Annotated in this window: 14 protein-coding genes; 9 read left to right on the top strand and 5 right to left on the bottom strand. The window is 73.8% G+C overall.

Annotated features, from left to right (window positions below; translation table 11 throughout):
* Positions 1-64: 64 nt before the first annotated feature.
* From ACWEVN_RS20450 to ACWEVN_RS20460, 3 genes are read right to left on the bottom strand one after another with little or no spacing between them, the layout of a single operon-like run.
* The gene (locus ACWEVN_RS20450) at positions 65-835 is read right to left on the bottom strand and encodes a glycosyltransferase family 2 protein (protein WP_452052299.1); all 771 of its coding nucleotides are present in this window, start codon (positions 833-835) and stop codon (positions 65-67) included.
* Positions 814-1,680 (bottom strand): glycosyltransferase family 2 protein, encoded by an 867-nt coding sequence (locus ACWEVN_RS20455; protein ID WP_449682975.1) that lies wholly within the window; start codon positions 1,678-1,680, stop codon positions 814-816. The genes ACWEVN_RS20450 and ACWEVN_RS20455 overlap by 22 nt, the downstream gene beginning before the upstream one ends.
* Complete coding sequence (locus ACWEVN_RS20460; RefSeq protein ID WP_452052300.1) at positions 1,677-2,534, bottom strand: polysaccharide pyruvyl transferase family protein; 858 nt, start codon at positions 2,532-2,534, stop codon at positions 1,677-1,679. The genes ACWEVN_RS20455 and ACWEVN_RS20460 overlap by 4 nt, the downstream gene beginning before the upstream one ends.
* A gap of 73 nt (positions 2,535-2,607) precedes the next feature.
* On the opposite strand from ACWEVN_RS20460, the gene ACWEVN_RS20465 reads away from it, so the two are divergent.
* From ACWEVN_RS20465 to ACWEVN_RS20505, 9 genes are all read left to right on the top strand, one after another.
* A complete protein-coding gene (locus ACWEVN_RS20465; RefSeq protein WP_449682973.1) occupies positions 2,608-3,573 on the top strand; it encodes a UDP-glucuronic acid decarboxylase family protein in 966 nt (321 codons plus the stop codon).
* A gap of 112 nt (positions 3,574-3,685) precedes the next feature.
* Complete coding sequence (locus ACWEVN_RS20470; RefSeq protein ID WP_452052301.1) at positions 3,686-5,359, top strand: carbamoyltransferase family protein; 1,674 nt, start codon at positions 3,686-3,688, stop codon at positions 5,357-5,359.
* Positions 5,359-5,919 (top strand): D-sedoheptulose-7-phosphate isomerase, encoded by a 561-nt coding sequence (locus ACWEVN_RS20475; protein WP_310975762.1) that lies wholly within the window; start codon positions 5,359-5,361, stop codon positions 5,917-5,919. Before ACWEVN_RS20470 ends, ACWEVN_RS20475 begins: the two co-directional genes overlap by 1 nt.
* Positions 5,916-7,283 (top strand): PfkB family carbohydrate kinase, encoded by a 1,368-nt coding sequence (locus ACWEVN_RS20480; RefSeq protein WP_452052302.1) that lies wholly within the window; start codon positions 5,916-5,918, stop codon positions 7,281-7,283. The genes ACWEVN_RS20475 and ACWEVN_RS20480 overlap by 4 nt, the downstream gene beginning before the upstream one ends.
* Positions 7,284-7,307: 24 nt before the next feature.
* Positions 7,308-7,994 carry an SDR family oxidoreductase gene (locus tag ACWEVN_RS20485; protein WP_449678408.1) on the top strand — a complete coding sequence of 229 codons (687 nt, stop codon included), beginning with the start codon at positions 7,308-7,310 and terminating at the stop codon, positions 7,992-7,994.
* Positions 7,985-8,935 carry a glycosyltransferase family 9 protein gene (locus tag ACWEVN_RS20490; protein WP_452052303.1) on the top strand — a complete coding sequence of 317 codons (951 nt, stop codon included), beginning with the start codon at positions 7,985-7,987 and terminating at the stop codon, positions 8,933-8,935. Before ACWEVN_RS20485 ends, ACWEVN_RS20490 begins: the two co-directional genes overlap by 10 nt.
* Positions 8,928-10,238: a UDP-glucose dehydrogenase family protein gene (locus ACWEVN_RS20495; protein WP_452052304.1), complete on the top strand. Its 1,311-nt coding sequence runs from the start codon at positions 8,928-8,930 to the stop codon at positions 10,236-10,238. The genes ACWEVN_RS20490 and ACWEVN_RS20495 overlap by 8 nt, the downstream gene beginning before the upstream one ends.
* Complete coding sequence (locus ACWEVN_RS20500; RefSeq protein ID WP_452052305.1) at positions 10,235-10,840, top strand: flavodoxin family protein; 606 nt, start codon at positions 10,235-10,237, stop codon at positions 10,838-10,840. The genes ACWEVN_RS20495 and ACWEVN_RS20500 overlap by 4 nt, the downstream gene beginning before the upstream one ends.
* A gap of 96 nt (positions 10,841-10,936) precedes the next feature.
* A complete protein-coding gene (locus ACWEVN_RS20505) occupies positions 10,937-11,116 on the top strand; it encodes a hypothetical protein (protein ID WP_310975682.1) in 180 nt (59 codons plus the stop codon).
* Between the two features lie 3 nt (positions 11,117-11,119).
* Here ACWEVN_RS20505 and ACWEVN_RS20510 read toward each other — a convergent pair whose 3' ends face one another.
* Both ACWEVN_RS20510 and ACWEVN_RS20515 read right to left on the bottom strand, forming a co-directional pair.
* Positions 11,120-12,355 carry an FUSC family protein gene (locus ACWEVN_RS20510; RefSeq protein WP_452052306.1) on the bottom strand — a complete coding sequence of 412 codons (1,236 nt, stop codon included), beginning with the start codon at positions 12,353-12,355 and terminating at the stop codon, positions 11,120-11,122.
* On the bottom strand, positions 12,352-13,683 hold the full coding sequence (locus ACWEVN_RS20515) for an aldehyde dehydrogenase family protein (protein ID WP_452052307.1): 1,332 nt from the start codon (positions 13,681-13,683) through the stop codon (positions 12,352-12,354). The genes ACWEVN_RS20510 and ACWEVN_RS20515 overlap by 4 nt, the downstream gene beginning before the upstream one ends.
* Between the last annotated feature and the right edge of the window lie 13 nt (positions 13,684-13,696).

Here is a 13,696-nt window from a genome sequence, read left to right on the forward strand (position 1 = left end):
GGCGAGTCTAGCCAGACCGACTCAATCTGACATACATCACTCGAATGACGTAGTGCCAACTGACTCATATCGATCTAGATTGCTCTATGTCAGAGTCGCGAGGCGCGGTGCGCAGGACCTCGCGGCCGCGGCGGAAGACCGCCGGCCAGGGGCGGCGCAGCAGGAGCGTCCACATCGTGTTGCGGATGCCCAGGCGGCGGCGGTGGCGCGGGTCGCGCAGCTTCGACGGCGCGTGGTGGATCACCACGTCCTCCGCCCAGCACATCCACCAGCCGCGCGCCGCGAGGTCGAGGGCGAACAACTCCTCCTCGCCGCCGAGCCACATCCGGGTCGAGAAGCCGCCGACCTCGCGGAACGCACTGACGCGCACCGCCGTCAAGCCCGCCATGATGCCGAGCAGCGCCGGCCCCGGCAGCCAGTCCGGGCCGGGGACCGGGGACTCGCGCAGTTCCGGCGTGATCGGGTCCTCGGCCAGGCCGGGCTCGACCAGGCAGCGCCCGGTCACCGAGCCGAGCCCCGGATACGACTCCAGCAGGTCGGCGGCCTGGGTGAGCGCGCCGGGCTGCCACGTCGTGTCGTCGTCGCAAAAGGCCACGTACGGGGTCGTCACCTCCTCGACCGCGATGTTGCGGGCCACCGCGCCGAGGTTCTCCGCCAGCCGGAACAGGCGGACGCCCGGGAACTCGCGGGCGACCATGTCGGCCGTGCCGTCCGCGGACCCGTTGTCCGCGACGAAGAGGGGCGCCGCGTCCGGTAAGGACGTCATGTGGTCCAGGGTCTCCCGCAGCTGCGACCGGCGGTTGCGGGTGATGATCACGACCGAGATTCGCGCCATTCGGCGGTCCTTTCCAGAGTCCGGGCCTGGTGTTCGACGTGGGCGGGCAGGACGCGCCGCGAGCTCAGCGCCCGCGGCAGCCGCGGGACCGCGCCGAGGACGGCGCCGGGCGCCCGCACCAGCGTCCGTGCCACTTCGCGGCGACACACTCGCGGCGGGCGGCGCAGCACGGCGATGAGCAGCTGGTTGCGCAGTTCGGCCCGGCGGCGCCACGACGACGGTGGGCGCGACGGGGACGGGTGGTGGTGGGCGCGCAGACGTCCGACGTAGCAGACCTCCCAGCCGCGCGCGGCCAGGTCGTAGGCCAGCAGCTGTTCTTCCGCGCCGAAGTGCAGCAGCGGGCTGAAGCCACCCACTTGCAGGTACGCCGAGCGGCGGACGATCGCCGAGCACGCCAGGAAGCCGAGCACCAGCGGCCCGGGCGCGCCGTCCGGGTGCCCCAGCGGGCTGCGCTCCATTTCGGGCGTCACCGGGTCGTCCCGGCATTCCGGGCCGACGAGGGTGCGCGCGGCGAGCAGGCCGGTCCGCGGGTGCTCGTCGAAGATCCGCTCCGCCTCCACCAACGCGTCCGGTGCCCACCACGAGTCGTCGTCGCTGAAGGCGACGTACGGCGTGTCGGCCGCGATGACGCCGAGGGTGCGCGCGGCGGCGCCGAGGTTCTGCGGCAGCCGGATCACGCGGACGCATCGATAACGCCGGGCGACCGCGGCCGTGTCGTCCTCCGAGGCGTTGTCCAGCACGATGACCGGCGGCCGGGGGTCCAAAGAGGACAGCCGGGTGAGGGTGCGCGCCAGCTCGGTGGCGCGGTTGCGGGTGGCGATGACGACGGTCGTGCGCGCGCTCACCGCGCCCCCACCAGCTCGTCGACCAGCGCGGCCAAGGATGCCGGGTGCGCGGGTGGCCGCACCTTCGCCGACAGGCACCACTTCAGGCGGGCGTCGAGCAACGCCGGGTCCGTGACGTCCGAAGCGGCCACCACCGGCCAGTCCAGCGCGGTGCCCTGCGCGGTCACCTTCCCGCCGCCGGCCACCGGGTCGACGGCGAGCACCGGCACCCCGGCCTTGAGCCCGAGGACCAGTCCGTGCAGCCGGGTCGTCACCACGGCGTCCATTTTGGACACCACGGCGGCGAACTGGTCCGGGGTCGCGCACCGCTCCCAGTCCTCGTGCGCCAGGCGCGTGTCCAGCGGCACGCGGGCGCAGTCCAGGCCGGCGAGCCAGCCGGTCAGTGCCTCGTGGACGTCGCCGTGCCGGCCCGCGCTGCCGTATTCCGGCTGGCGCGGGGCCAGGATCACGCCCAGCACCGGCGTGGGCGACACCGGTGCACCCAGGGAAAGGTCGAGTTCGGTGGTGACGCCGTCGTCGCGCGGGAGGACCCGGTGGAACCCCGTCACCGCCGGGTCTTCGGCGTCGGGTACGGACACGCCGACCGCGAGCCGGCGGCAAGCCGCGTAGCGTTCGTGCAGCGAACGCACCTGCGGCCCGTGGACCGGGCCGCAGGCGAACACCACGTGGGTGTAGTCGTCGGGGGGCGCGTCGGGCAGGTGCAGGGTGCCGGGCCGGAAGCCGGGGCTCCACGCGACCCGGTGGTCGATCCCGGCCTCGGCCAGCGCGGCCCCGGCCGCGCGCAGGCTCAGGACGTCACCCGCCGTGGCTTCCCCGTGCAGAAAACTGGCCCAACCGGTGAGCAGAACTCGCATGGTGGTGGCGCTTACCCGCTCGCCACCCCGTTACACGGGTTTGCGCCCACCGGGGCCGGGTAGCCGCCACGGCATGACGGATCCGGGAGTGGCCAGGCGGTTCGAGCGTGCGGTGGTGACCGGGGGTGCCGGCTTCGTCGGCGCCCACCTGTGCGAGCTGCTGCTCGAAGAGGGCATCGAAGTCGTCGCCGTCGACAACCTCGCGACGTCCTCGGCGGACTCCTTGGACCACCTGCGCCACTACGACCGGTTCCGGTTCGTGCGCCACGACGTCACCCAGCCGATGCCGCTGAGCTGCGAAGCCGACGTCGTGTTCCACCTGGCCTCGGCCGCGTCACCCCGCGACTACCTCGCCCTGCCGATCGAGACGCTGCGCGCGGGGTCGCACGGCACCGAGAACGCCCTCGAACTGGCCCGCCGCGATGGTGCCCGGTTCGTCCTCGCCTCGACCAGCGAGGTCTACGGCGATCCCCTGGAACACCCGCAGCGCGAAGGGTATTGGGGTAACGTCAACCCGATCGGGCCACGCAGCGTCTACGACGAGGCCAAGCGCTACGCCGAAGCACTGACTTCGGCCTACCGCCGCGAATTCGGCGCGGACACGGGGATCGCGCGGATCTTCAACACCTACGGCCCCGGCATGCGCGCCCACGACGGCCGGATGATCCCGGCATTCCTCGACCAGGCGCTCCGGAACGAGCCGATCACCGTCACCGGCACCGGCGAACAGACCCGGTCCATCTGCTACGTCGAGGACACCGTCCGCGGCCTGCTCGCCCTCGCGCGGTCGGGCCACCCCGGACCGGTGAACATCGGCAACCCGGACGAGCTGACCGTCCGTCAGGTGGCCGAGCGGATCAAGGACATCACCGGCTCCCGCTCCCCCGTCGAGTACATCGACGCCGTCGTCGACGACCCGCAGCGGCGCTGCCCCGACATCACCCTCGCCCGCGACGTCCTCGGCTGGGAACCGAAGATCGACGCCGACGACGGCCTCCGTCGCACTGCGGCGTGGTTCCGCCGCGCGCCGTCGCGCTGAGTAGCGACGCCCAGGGCTTATGCGCGCCATCGTTTATCAACGACTTCGCCGGGTAGCGCTATAGGCGAGAGCGGGCCCTGCGAGTCCGCGCCGAAACGCCAGAGGCAGGTCGATGCGCATACTCGGGATCAACGCCGTTTTCCACGACCCGGCCGCAGCGCTGGTGGTGGACGGGGAGATCGTCGCCGCGGCGGAGGAAGAACGCTTCAGCCGCCGCAAGCACGGCAAGCAGGCGGTGCCGTTCTCCACCTGGGAACAGCCCGCCCAGGCCGCCGCCTGGTGCCTCGCCCGGGCGGGACTGTCCGCGAAGGACCTCGACGCCGTCGGCTACTCCTACGACCCCGCGCTCGTCGAGCCGGGCCTGCCCGGGCACGACCCGAGCGGTGAGGAGCTGCGGACGGAGTTCGCCAAGCGGGCGCCCCTCTTCCTGAAGTCCGCCTTGCCCGGGCTCGATCCCGGCATCGTCAAGTTCGTCCGCCACCACGTCGCCCACGCCGCCTCGGCCGCGCTCGCCGCGCCGTTCGGCGACTGCGCCGTGCTGGTCGCCGACGGCCGCGGCGAAAGCACGTCCTACCTGGCCGGTGAGTACCGCGACGGGCGGTTCAAGGAACTGGCCGCGCAGAAACTGCCGCACTCGCTCGGCCTGCTCTACGAAGACCTCACCGAGCACTGCGGCTTCGCGCGGTCCAGCGACGAGTACAAGGTCATGGCACTCGCCTCCTACGGCAAGCCGGCTTTCCTCGACGAACTCTGCGAGCACGTCCACGTCACCGGCGACGGCGGCTTCCACGCCTCGGGCGTCAACCTGGCCGACCTCGCCCCGCGACGCGAAGCCGGCGAGGAACTCACCCGGCGGCACGCCGATCTCGCCGCGAGTGTCCAGAAAGTCCTCGAAGACATCCTCCTCGAGCTGGCGGACTGGCTGCACGAGGCCACCGGCCAGCGCGACCTGGCGATGGCGGGCGGGATCGCGCTCAACTGCGTCGCCAACAGCCGGCTGCACGCCGAGGGCCCGTTCGACCGGATCTGGGTGCAGCCCGCCGCCGGGGACGCGGGCACCGCGCTCGGCGCCGCGCTGCAGCTGGCCGCCGACGCCGGGGAGCCCCGCACGTCCATGGGCGACGCCGGGCTCGGCCGCGGGTGGACCGACGAGGAGCTGGAAGAAATCCTCGTCCAGGCCAAGCTGCCGTACGAACGACCGGACGACCTCGCCGAGACCGTCGCCGAAGCGCTGGCGAACGACGAAGTGATCGCCTGGTTCCAGGGCCGCGCCGAGTTCGGCCCGCGGGCCCTCGGCCACCGGTCGCTGCTGGCCCACCCCGGCCGCAAGGCGAACCTCGAGCGCCTCAACGACGTCAAGGGCCGCGAGCAGTTCCGCCCGGTGGCGCCGATGGTGCGGGCCGAGCGGGCGGCCGAAATCTTCAGCCGCGGCCCGCTGCCCAGCCCGTACATGCTGTTCGTGCACGACGTCGCCGAGGGCTGGCGCGACCGCATCCCGGCCGTCACACACGTCGACGGCACGGCTCGCGTACAGACCGTCGAAGAACGCGAAAACCCGGTGCTGGCCCGGATGCTGGCCGCCTTCGAGCGGCGGACCGGCCTGCCGGTCGTGATCAACACCAGCCTCAACACCGCCGGCCGTCCGATGGTCGACTCCCCGCGAGACGCCCTCGAGTGCTTCGGCTCGGCCCCGATCGACCTGCTCGCGCTGGGGCCGTTCGTGCTCCGGCGTCCGCGCTCCACCCCGACCGGCGCGGCGTCGCCGGAGAAGAAGGAGGTGCCGTGATGGAAGACCATCTCGCCGCGCTGGCCGAAGCGGCCGGCCGGGCCCGTGAATCCGCCCCCAAGATCATCGCGTGGGGCCGGCACCTCGCCGGCGTCTTCGAAGCCGGTGGCAGGCTGCTCGCCTGCGGCAACGGTGGCAGCGCCGCCGAAGCCCAGCACCTGACCGGTGAGCTCGTCGGCCGGTTCCGCCACGAACGCCGTCCCCTCTCGGCCATCGCGCTGCACGCGGACACGTCCGCGACCACCGCGATCGTCAACGACTACGGCGACCACGAGGTGTTCGCCCGGCAGGTGCACGCCCACGGGCGGCCGGGCGACGTCCTGGTGTGCCTGTCCACCAGCGGCGGCAGCCAGAACGTCGTCGCCGCCGCGAAGGCCGCGCACGAGCTCGGCGTGACGACCTGGGCGCTGACCGGCCCCGCCCCGAACCCGCTCGCCGCCCTGTGCGACGACGCCGTGACGGTCGAAGCGCCGACCGTCGCGACCGTGCAGGAGATGCACCTGGCGCTGGTCCACGGCCTGTGCGCGGCGCTCGACGACGCGCTCGGGGTGACCGCGTGAAGCCGCTGGTCGTCCTGGGCGACACCCTGCTGGACGTCGACGCCGAAGGCACCGCCGAGCGGCTGTGCCCCGAGGCGCCGGTCCCGGTGGTCGACCTGACGGCCCGGCGCCGCCGCCCCGGCGGGGCCGGCCTGGCCGCCCTGCTGGCCGCGCGATCGGCGGCGGAGGTCGTCCTGGTCACGCCGCTCGGCGACGACGAAGGCGGCCACGCGCTCACCGGGCTGCTGGAACCGGACGTCACCGTGCTGCCGCTGCCGCTGCGCGGCACCACGGTGTGCAAGACCCGGGTCCGCGCGGGCGGGCAGTCGTTGCTGCGCCTGGATTCCGGCGACGGCACGGCGACCACCGACCCGCTGCCCGCCCGGGTGCACGAAGCCGTGGAGAACGCCGGCGCGATCCTGGTGGCCGACTACGGCCGCGGCCTGACGCGCCACCCCGACGTCCGCCGGCTGCTGCGGGAGGTGGCCGAGCGGATCCCGGTGGTCTGGGACCCGCACCCGCGCGGGGCGCAGCCGGTGCCCGGCACACGGCTGGTCACGCCGAACCTCGCCGAAGCGCGCGCGGTGCTCGCCGGGCACGAGGAACCGGCCGAGCTGGCCAAGCTGCTGCGCGGCCACTGGCACGCCGACGCGGTCGCGGTGACCGTCGGGTCCCGGGGTGCGGTGCTCGCCGACGGCCTCGGCGAAACGACCGTCCCGATCCCCGTCGCGGCGCGGACGCCGGGCCACACCGCGCCCGACACGTGCGGCGCGGGCGACCGGTTCGCCGCCGCAGCCACCGCGGCGCTGCTCGGCGGTGCGGACACGACCGAAGCCGTGGTGACGGCGGTCGAGGCGGCCGCCTGGTTCGTCGCCGCCGGCGGTGCGACCGCGCTGTCCACGAACGACGGCCCGGTGCCCGACCCGCAGCCGGCCACCGACGCGTTCGGCCTCGCCGAGCGGATCCGCGAAACCGGCGGCCGGCTGATCGCCACCGGCGGCTGCTTCGACCTCCTGCACCCCGGGCACGTCAGCCTGCTGCGGCAGGCCCGCGCCCTCGGCGACGCGCTCGTCGTCTGCCTCAATTCCGACGCTTCGGTGCGGAGCCTCAAGGGCCCGGGCCGCCCGCTGGTCCGCGACCGCGACCGGGCCCGGCTGCTCACCGCGTTGTCCTTTGTGGACGCCGTCGCCGTGTTCGACGAGGCCTCGCCCACCACCGTCCTGGAGAAGCTGCGCCCGGACGTGTGGGTGAAGGGCGGCGACTACGCCGACGCGGACCTGCCCGAACGCGAAGTGGTCGAGCGGCACGGTGGCGAGGTCGTGCTCGTCCCGACCGTGCCCGGCTACTCGACTTCCCGGCTGGTCGCCGCGGCGGCCAGTGCCTGACCCCCTCCCCCGCGAAGGAGAGCGATGCGACCCCTCGGCAACGTCCTGATCACCGGTGGCGCGTCCGGACTCGGCGCCGCCACCGTCGACGCCGTCCGCAAGGCCGGCGGCACCCCGTACATCCTCGACCGCGTCCGGCCCGAAGACCCGGCGGAGTACGTCGAAGCCGACCTCACCGACACCGCCGCGACCGAGGCCGCGGTCCGGGAGCTCGCCGAGCGCGCCGGCGGCCTGGACGGCGTCTTCACCGCCGCCGGCACCGACGCCTGCGGACCGCTCGGCGAAGTGTCCACCGAGGACTGGGAGCGGGTGGTCAAGGTGAACCTGTTCGGCACGGCCGCGGTGATCCGCGCTGCGCTCCCCTACCTGGAACGCTCGCACGGCACGGTCGTCACCGTGGCGTCCACGTTGGGCATCAAGGCGGTGAGCGACGCGACCGCCTACTGCGCCTCGAAGTTCGGCGTCGTCGGCTTCACCCGCGCGCTGGCCGCCGAGCTGGCCGGGCGCGTCGGCGTCACGCTGCTCGTCCCGGGCGGGATGTGGACGCACTTCTTCGACGACCGCACCGACCAGTACAAGCCGCCGCCGGACGCGAAGCTCAACCAGCCCGAGCACGTCGCGAACACCGTCGTCTTCGCGCTGCAGCAGCCACCCGGCGCCGAAGTCCGCGAAATGGTCGTGTGCGCATCGGAGGAGGGGTCGTGGCCGTGAGCTCCGCGGTCCTCGTGCTGCGCGCGCTCGGCGTCGGCGACCTGCTGACGGCGATGCCCGCGTTGCGCGCGCTGCGTGCGGCGTACCCCGGCGACCGGCTGGTGCTGGCCGCGCCGGAGAGCCTGCGGGACCTGGTGGAGCTTCTCGACGCGGTCGACGAGCTGCTGCCGACGTCCGGGCTCGGCGAACTCGCCTGGCCGGGCCCGCCGCCGCGGCTGGCGGTGAACCTGCACGGCAGCGGCCCGGAGAGCCTCCACGACCTGCTCGACACCGACCCGGCCGAGCTGCTGACCCACCGCCACCCCGACTTCCCGGACGTGCCGGGGCTCGAATGGCGCGACGATGTGCACGAAGTGGACCGCTGGTGCCGGCTCGTCGAATACCACCACCTGGAGGCCGACCGGTCGGCCCTGCACCTGCCCGCGCCGCCGGGCCCGAGCCCGGCACCGGACGCGGTCGTGGTGCACCCCGGCGCGGCGTTCCCGGCCCGGCGCTGGCCGCCCGAGCGGTTCGCGACCGTCGTCCGGGACCTCGCCGCGACCGGACACCGCGTGGTGCTCACCGGCAGCGTGGCCGAGCGCGACCTGGCGATGTCGATCGCCGACGCGGCCGGGCTCGGCGGCGAGGCCGTGCTGGCCGGGCGCACCGGCCTGGCGGAACTGTCCGCGCTGGTGGCCGGCGCGGCCCTGGTGGTCTGCGGCGACACCGGCGTCGGGCACCTCGCCACGGCGTTCGGCACGCCGTCGGTGCTGCTGTTCGGCCCCACCCCGCCGCGGCTGTGGGGTCCGCCGCCGTCGGCGCGGCAGCACGTCGTGCTGTGGGCCGGGAACGTCGGCGACCCGCACGGCGAAGAGCCGGACGGCGGACTGCTGCTGCTCGGCGAGGAGCGCGTACTGGCTGCGACGCGTTCGGCCCTGGAGATGCGGGTGGCGCATGGCTGACCACATCGGAATCGTCGGTGCGGGCTACGTCGGGCTGACCAGCGCCGCGTGTTTCGCGCGGCTCGGGCACCGGGTCACCTGCGTGGACGCCGACGAGTCCAAAGTGGACGACCTGGGCCGGGGTCTCGTCTCGATCGCCGAACCCGGCCTCGCCGAGCTGGTCGGCCAGGGCCTCGCCGACCGGACGCTGAGCTTCACCACCGCCCAGGCCGAGCTCTACGGCGCGGACCTCGTCTTCCTGTGCCTGCCGACCCCGCCCGCCGAGGACGGCCGGCCCGACCTCGGCGTGCTCGAACAGGTCGTGCCGCAGCTCGGGCGGCTGCTGCGACCCGGGTGCGTGCTGGTGACCAAGTCGACGGTGCCGGTCGGCACCGCGGCCCGGCTCCCGCACCTGCTGGGCCGCGACGACCTGCCGGTGGTGGCCAACCCGGAGTTCCTCCGCGAAGGTCACGCCGTCGAGGATTTCCTCCACCCGGACCGGGTGGTCGTCGGCACCGATCCGGCGGATTCGCCGGCGGCGCACCAGGTCGCGCGGCTGTACGAGCCGACCGGCGCCCCGGTGGTGGCGACCGACTCGGCCAGCGCCGAACTCGCGAAGTACGCGAGCAACGCGTTCCTCGCCGTGAAACTGTCCTATGTGAACGTCCTGGCCGAACTGTGCGAGCGGTTCGGCGCGGACGTCCGCGAGGTGTCGCGCACCATGGGCCTCGACGCGCGGATCGGCCCGGAGTTCCTCGCGCCGGGCCCCGGCTGGGGCGGGTCGTGCCTGCCGAAGGACACTTCGGCGCTGCTGCACGCGGCCGAGTCGGCAGGGGTCGACTTCGGCATCCTCCGGGACGCGGTCCGCGTCAACGCCCGGCAGCGCGCCCGGGTGGTCCGGACCGTGCGGCAGGCCGTCACCGGTTCTCCGGCCGGCTCCCTCGCCGGGGCCCGCATCGGCCTGCTGGGGCTGGCCTTCAAGGCCGGCACCGGCGACCTGCGCGACTCCCCCGCCCTGGCGGTGGCCGACGACCTGGCCCGCGCGGGCGCCGAGCTGACCGCGCACGACCCGGCCGTCGCGTGCGTGCCCGGCATGGGCTCGGTCCAGGTCGTCGACGACCCGTACCTGGTGGCCAAGGACGCCGCGGCGCTGGTCGTGCTCACCGAATGGCCCGAATTCCGGGACCTCGACTGGGCCCGGCTGGCCGCGTCCGCCGACCGGGCGGTCGTCGTCGACACCCGCAACCTGTTAGATCCCGACGTCCTCGCCGGAGCGGGGTTCGCCCACCTCGGCGTCGGCACCCATCCCAGGAGGCAGTCATGACCTTGCGCGTCCTCGCGCTGACCTGCACGCTCAAGCCGTCGCCGGCGAAGTCGAGCAGCGACCTCATCGCCCGGCAGCTGCTCGACCTCTTCGCCGAGCGCGGCGCCACCGGCGAGCTGGTCCGGGTGGTCGACCACGACGTCCGGCCGGGCGTCGAGGCCGACATGGGCAACGGCGACGCGTGGCCGGACATCCGGCGGAAGATCGCCGCCGCCGACGTCCTGCTGATCGCCACCCCGACGTGGGTCGGTCACATGTCGAGCGTCGCGCAGCGGGTTCTGGAACGCCTCGACGCCGAGTTGTCCGAAACGGACGACGAGGGGCGGCCGGCGATGTTCGGCAAGGTCGGGGTGGCCGCGGTCGTCGGCAACGAAGACGGTGCCCACAAGATCATCGCGGACCTCTTCCAGGCCCTGAACGACGTCGGCTTCACGGTGCCGGCCCAGGGCGCGACCTACTGGAACGGCGAGGCCATGCAGGGCGGCGACTACCAGGATCTCGACGAGACGCCCGAGGCCGTGGCCTCGACGAACGCGACCCTGGTCCGCAACGCCGTCCACCTCGCCGAGCTGTTGCGCACGCAGCAGTACCCGGCCAAGTGACTACGCCGTTCGAGTGACGTCACTGCGCCGGAAGAGTGTGGCGCAGGACACGGGGTAACCCGCCGGGACCTACCATCCCGTCAGGGGGCTCCACTTATGCCGAACCGAGTCATGATCAGCCGCGACAGCAAGCCGATCCCCTGCGAGGAGTGCGGCCTGCCGACGTTGCACGTCGCGCGGCTGGTGTCCGGCGACGGCACGCTGCTGGGCCAGACGATGGTGTGCACCGCCTGCCGCCGGCACCGGTCCGACGCCGACGCGATCGCCGTGCACTAGCGGTCAGCGCTTCTCCAGCTGTTCCAGCAGCAGCCGCGCGGGCAGCGTCATGGTGCCGAGGCCGAGCCGGGCGGGTACGCCGTCCTCCTCGGCCGTCACCAGCCGTTCCTCGAGCTTCCCGAGCAGGGCGCGGCATTCGTCCAGTTCGACGGGTTCACCGGCGACCGCGACGGCCTGCACGGCCCCGGCGAGGTGGTGCATCAGGTCGGCCAGCGCTTCCCGCGCGTCCGGCCAGGGGTATTCGAACGGGTGCTCCCGGCGCCCGGCCGTGGTCCGCACGCCGGCGATCAGCTGCGCCGTCGCGGGCCAGAGCCCGATGAGCGTCCGAAGTGGACGTTCGTGCCGGGCTCCGGCGGACGGCCGCCCCCGCCGGAGGTTCAGCATCCGCCCTTCCCGCGTCAGGCCGACGGCTTCCTCGGCGGCCAGGACCAGGCTGCGCGTGTCCTGCTCCTGGGACAGCAGGTGATCGAGGTCCTCCGGCGGCTCGTCCCGGCGGATCAGGTCCGACAGCGATTCGAGCAGGGCGGCCAGGGCTTTCCCGAGCCGCCCGGCGGCCGCGGCGAGCCGTTCCCCGTAGAGCGGCGGGAGGATCAGCGTGTTGACGGCGACGCCGATGGCGGCACCCAGCGCCGTTTCCAGGAGACGGTCGCCGAGGAGGACGGGCTCGCGCGCGGTGCCGTAGGAGATGACGAGCATCCCGGTGACGCCGACCCAGACCCCGGCGTCCCCGAACCGCCGCCAGCTCCCGGCGAGGAGCCCGAGGAAGACGACGGCGGCGAGCGCGACGGCCTGCCACGGGATGAAGTGCCCGGCGACGGCGGCGAGCAGGACCCCGGAGGCGACCGAGCCGACCTGCTGGATCCACCCGCGGAAGGAGCGGTAGACGGTGGCTTCGACGAGGAAGACGGCCGCGTAGGGAGCGAGGAAGGGCTGAGGCAGGTGGAGGACGAGGGTGGCGAGCAGCCAGGCCGCGGTCGCAGCGAAGGTGGCTTTGGCGCTCTGGACGAGAATCCGCCGCTCCCGGCCGGGGACGCGAAGGGCCCGGGCGATCCAGCCGGCGGGGGTGCGGTCGTGCCGGTCGTCGTCCGATGAGGAGTTTTCGCTGCTCCGCAGCCGGAGCAGACGAGCTACCCAACCGGCGGAGGTCCGGCCGTACCGTTCCCCCGCCGGCGAGGTGCCGTCTCCCGGATCCGCGTTGCCCGGCCGAAGCTCTCCGTGTCTCTGCCGCTGTCCGGTCATGCCGGTGGTGCGATGTGCACGAGCTTCGTCTGGGTCATCTCGTCGAGCAGCTCCGGCCCGTAGCCGTACCCGTTCCCGCTCCGGCGGCGCGGATGTGCCGCCCCGCCCGGTGCGCCGCCGAACACGTTGTTCACCTTGACCGTCCCCGCCGGCAGCTCGCGCCACGCGCGCTGGGCGTGGGCCATCGAAGCCGTCAGCACCGTCGCCGCCAGGCCGTACTCGCCCTCGGCCGCCTCCGCGAGGCCCTCGTCGAAACTCGAGACCACCTGGACCGGCGCCACCGGGCCGAACGTCTCCTCCGTCATCACCCGCAGCTCCGGTGCGCAGTCGGTCAGCACCGTGGCCGGGTAGTGCGCGCCGGGGCCGTCCGGGACCAGGCCACCGGCCACCAACCGCGCGCCGCGGGACAGCGCGTCCTCGACGTGGGCGTGCACGTGGTCGCGGTGCCGCCGGTCCACCAGCGGCGCCAGCGTCCGCGTCTCGGCCTCCTTGACCAGCGCCGCCAGGAACGGCTCGGCGATCGCCGCGCACACGTAGATCCGCTCGACCGCCACGCAGATCTGGCCCGAATTGGCGAACGCCCCCAGTGCCGCCTGGCCGGCCGCCCACGCCGGGTCGACGTCCGCGTCGATCACCAGCGGGTCGTTGCCGCCGTTCTCCAGCAACGTCTTGGCCCCGGTCGCCGCCGCGCTCGCGGCGATCGACCGGCCGGTCGCCGTACTGCCCACGTGGGCGATGACGTCGACGCCGGCGTGCATCGCCAGGATCGCGCCGACTCCCCCGTCGCCGTGCAGGGTCTGCAGCACACCCTCCGGGAACACGTCCCCGAGCACTTCGCCCAGCAGCTGACCGGTGTGCGGCGCCCGCTCGCTCGGCTTGTGCACCACCGTGTTCCCGGTCGCCAGCGCCGCCCCCAGCAGCCCGCAGGCGACTGCGACCGGGTCGTTCCACGGCGTGAGCGCCACGACCACACCACGCGGTTCGGGCACCATCAGGTCCGTCGCACCGGCGTCGCCGAGCAGGCTGCGGCCGCGGTGGACCGGGCCGAGCTCGGCGTACTGATCCAGCGTTCCCGCCCCGGCGAGCACGCCTTCGCGGGCTTCGTCGCGGGGCTTGCCGGTCTCCGCCTCGTTCGTCTTGGCCAGCTCGTCGGCGTGCGCCCGCAGCCGCTCGGCCGCGGTGTGCAGCAACGTCCCGCGCTCGGCGGCCGGCGTCCGGGCCCACGGCGTCCGGCGGGCCCGCGCGAGCGCCGCGTCGATCTCGTCTTCGCCCGCGGTCGGCACGGTGCCCACCACGGTGCCGTCGGCCGGGTTCCGGATCTCGATCATCCGCACCTCCTTC

Source organism: Amycolatopsis sp. NPDC003861 (genome assembly GCF_053605405.1).

Excerpts from the sequence above, each read along its gene's own strand:
- ACWEVN_RS20495 (WP_452052304.1), top strand. The coding sequence starts at position 8,928 with ATGGCTGACCACATCGGAATCGTCGGTGCGGGCTACGTCGGGCTGACC.
- ACWEVN_RS20475 (WP_310975762.1), top strand. The coding sequence starts at position 5,359 with ATGGAAGACCATCTCGCCGCGCTGGCCGAAGCGGCCGGCCGGGCCCGT.
- ACWEVN_RS20470 (WP_452052301.1), top strand. The coding sequence starts at position 3,686 with ATGCGCATACTCGGGATCAACGCCGTTTTCCACGACCCGGCCGCAGCG.
- ACWEVN_RS20485 (WP_449678408.1), top strand. The coding sequence starts at position 7,308 with ATGCGACCCCTCGGCAACGTCCTGATCACCGGTGGCGCGTCCGGACTC.
- ACWEVN_RS20505 (WP_310975682.1), top strand. The coding sequence starts at position 10,937 with ATGCCGAACCGAGTCATGATCAGCCGCGACAGCAAGCCGATCCCCTGC.
- ACWEVN_RS20515 (WP_452052307.1), bottom strand. The coding sequence starts at position 13,683 with ATGATCGAGATCCGGAACCCGGCCGACGGCACCGTGGTGGGCACCGTG.
- ACWEVN_RS20450 (WP_452052299.1), bottom strand. The coding sequence starts at position 835 with ATGGCGCGAATCTCGGTCGTGATCATCACCCGCAACCGCCGGTCGCAG.
- ACWEVN_RS20510 (WP_452052306.1), bottom strand. The coding sequence starts at position 12,355 with ATGACCGGACAGCGGCAGAGACACGGAGAGCTTCGGCCGGGCAACGCG.
- ACWEVN_RS20460 (WP_452052300.1), bottom strand. The coding sequence starts at position 2,534 with ATGCGAGTTCTGCTCACCGGTTGGGCCAGTTTTCTGCACGGGGAAGCC.
- ACWEVN_RS20465 (WP_449682973.1), top strand. The coding sequence starts at position 2,608 with ATGACGGATCCGGGAGTGGCCAGGCGGTTCGAGCGTGCGGTGGTGACC.
- ACWEVN_RS20500 (WP_452052305.1), top strand. The coding sequence starts at position 10,235 with ATGACCTTGCGCGTCCTCGCGCTGACCTGCACGCTCAAGCCGTCGCCG.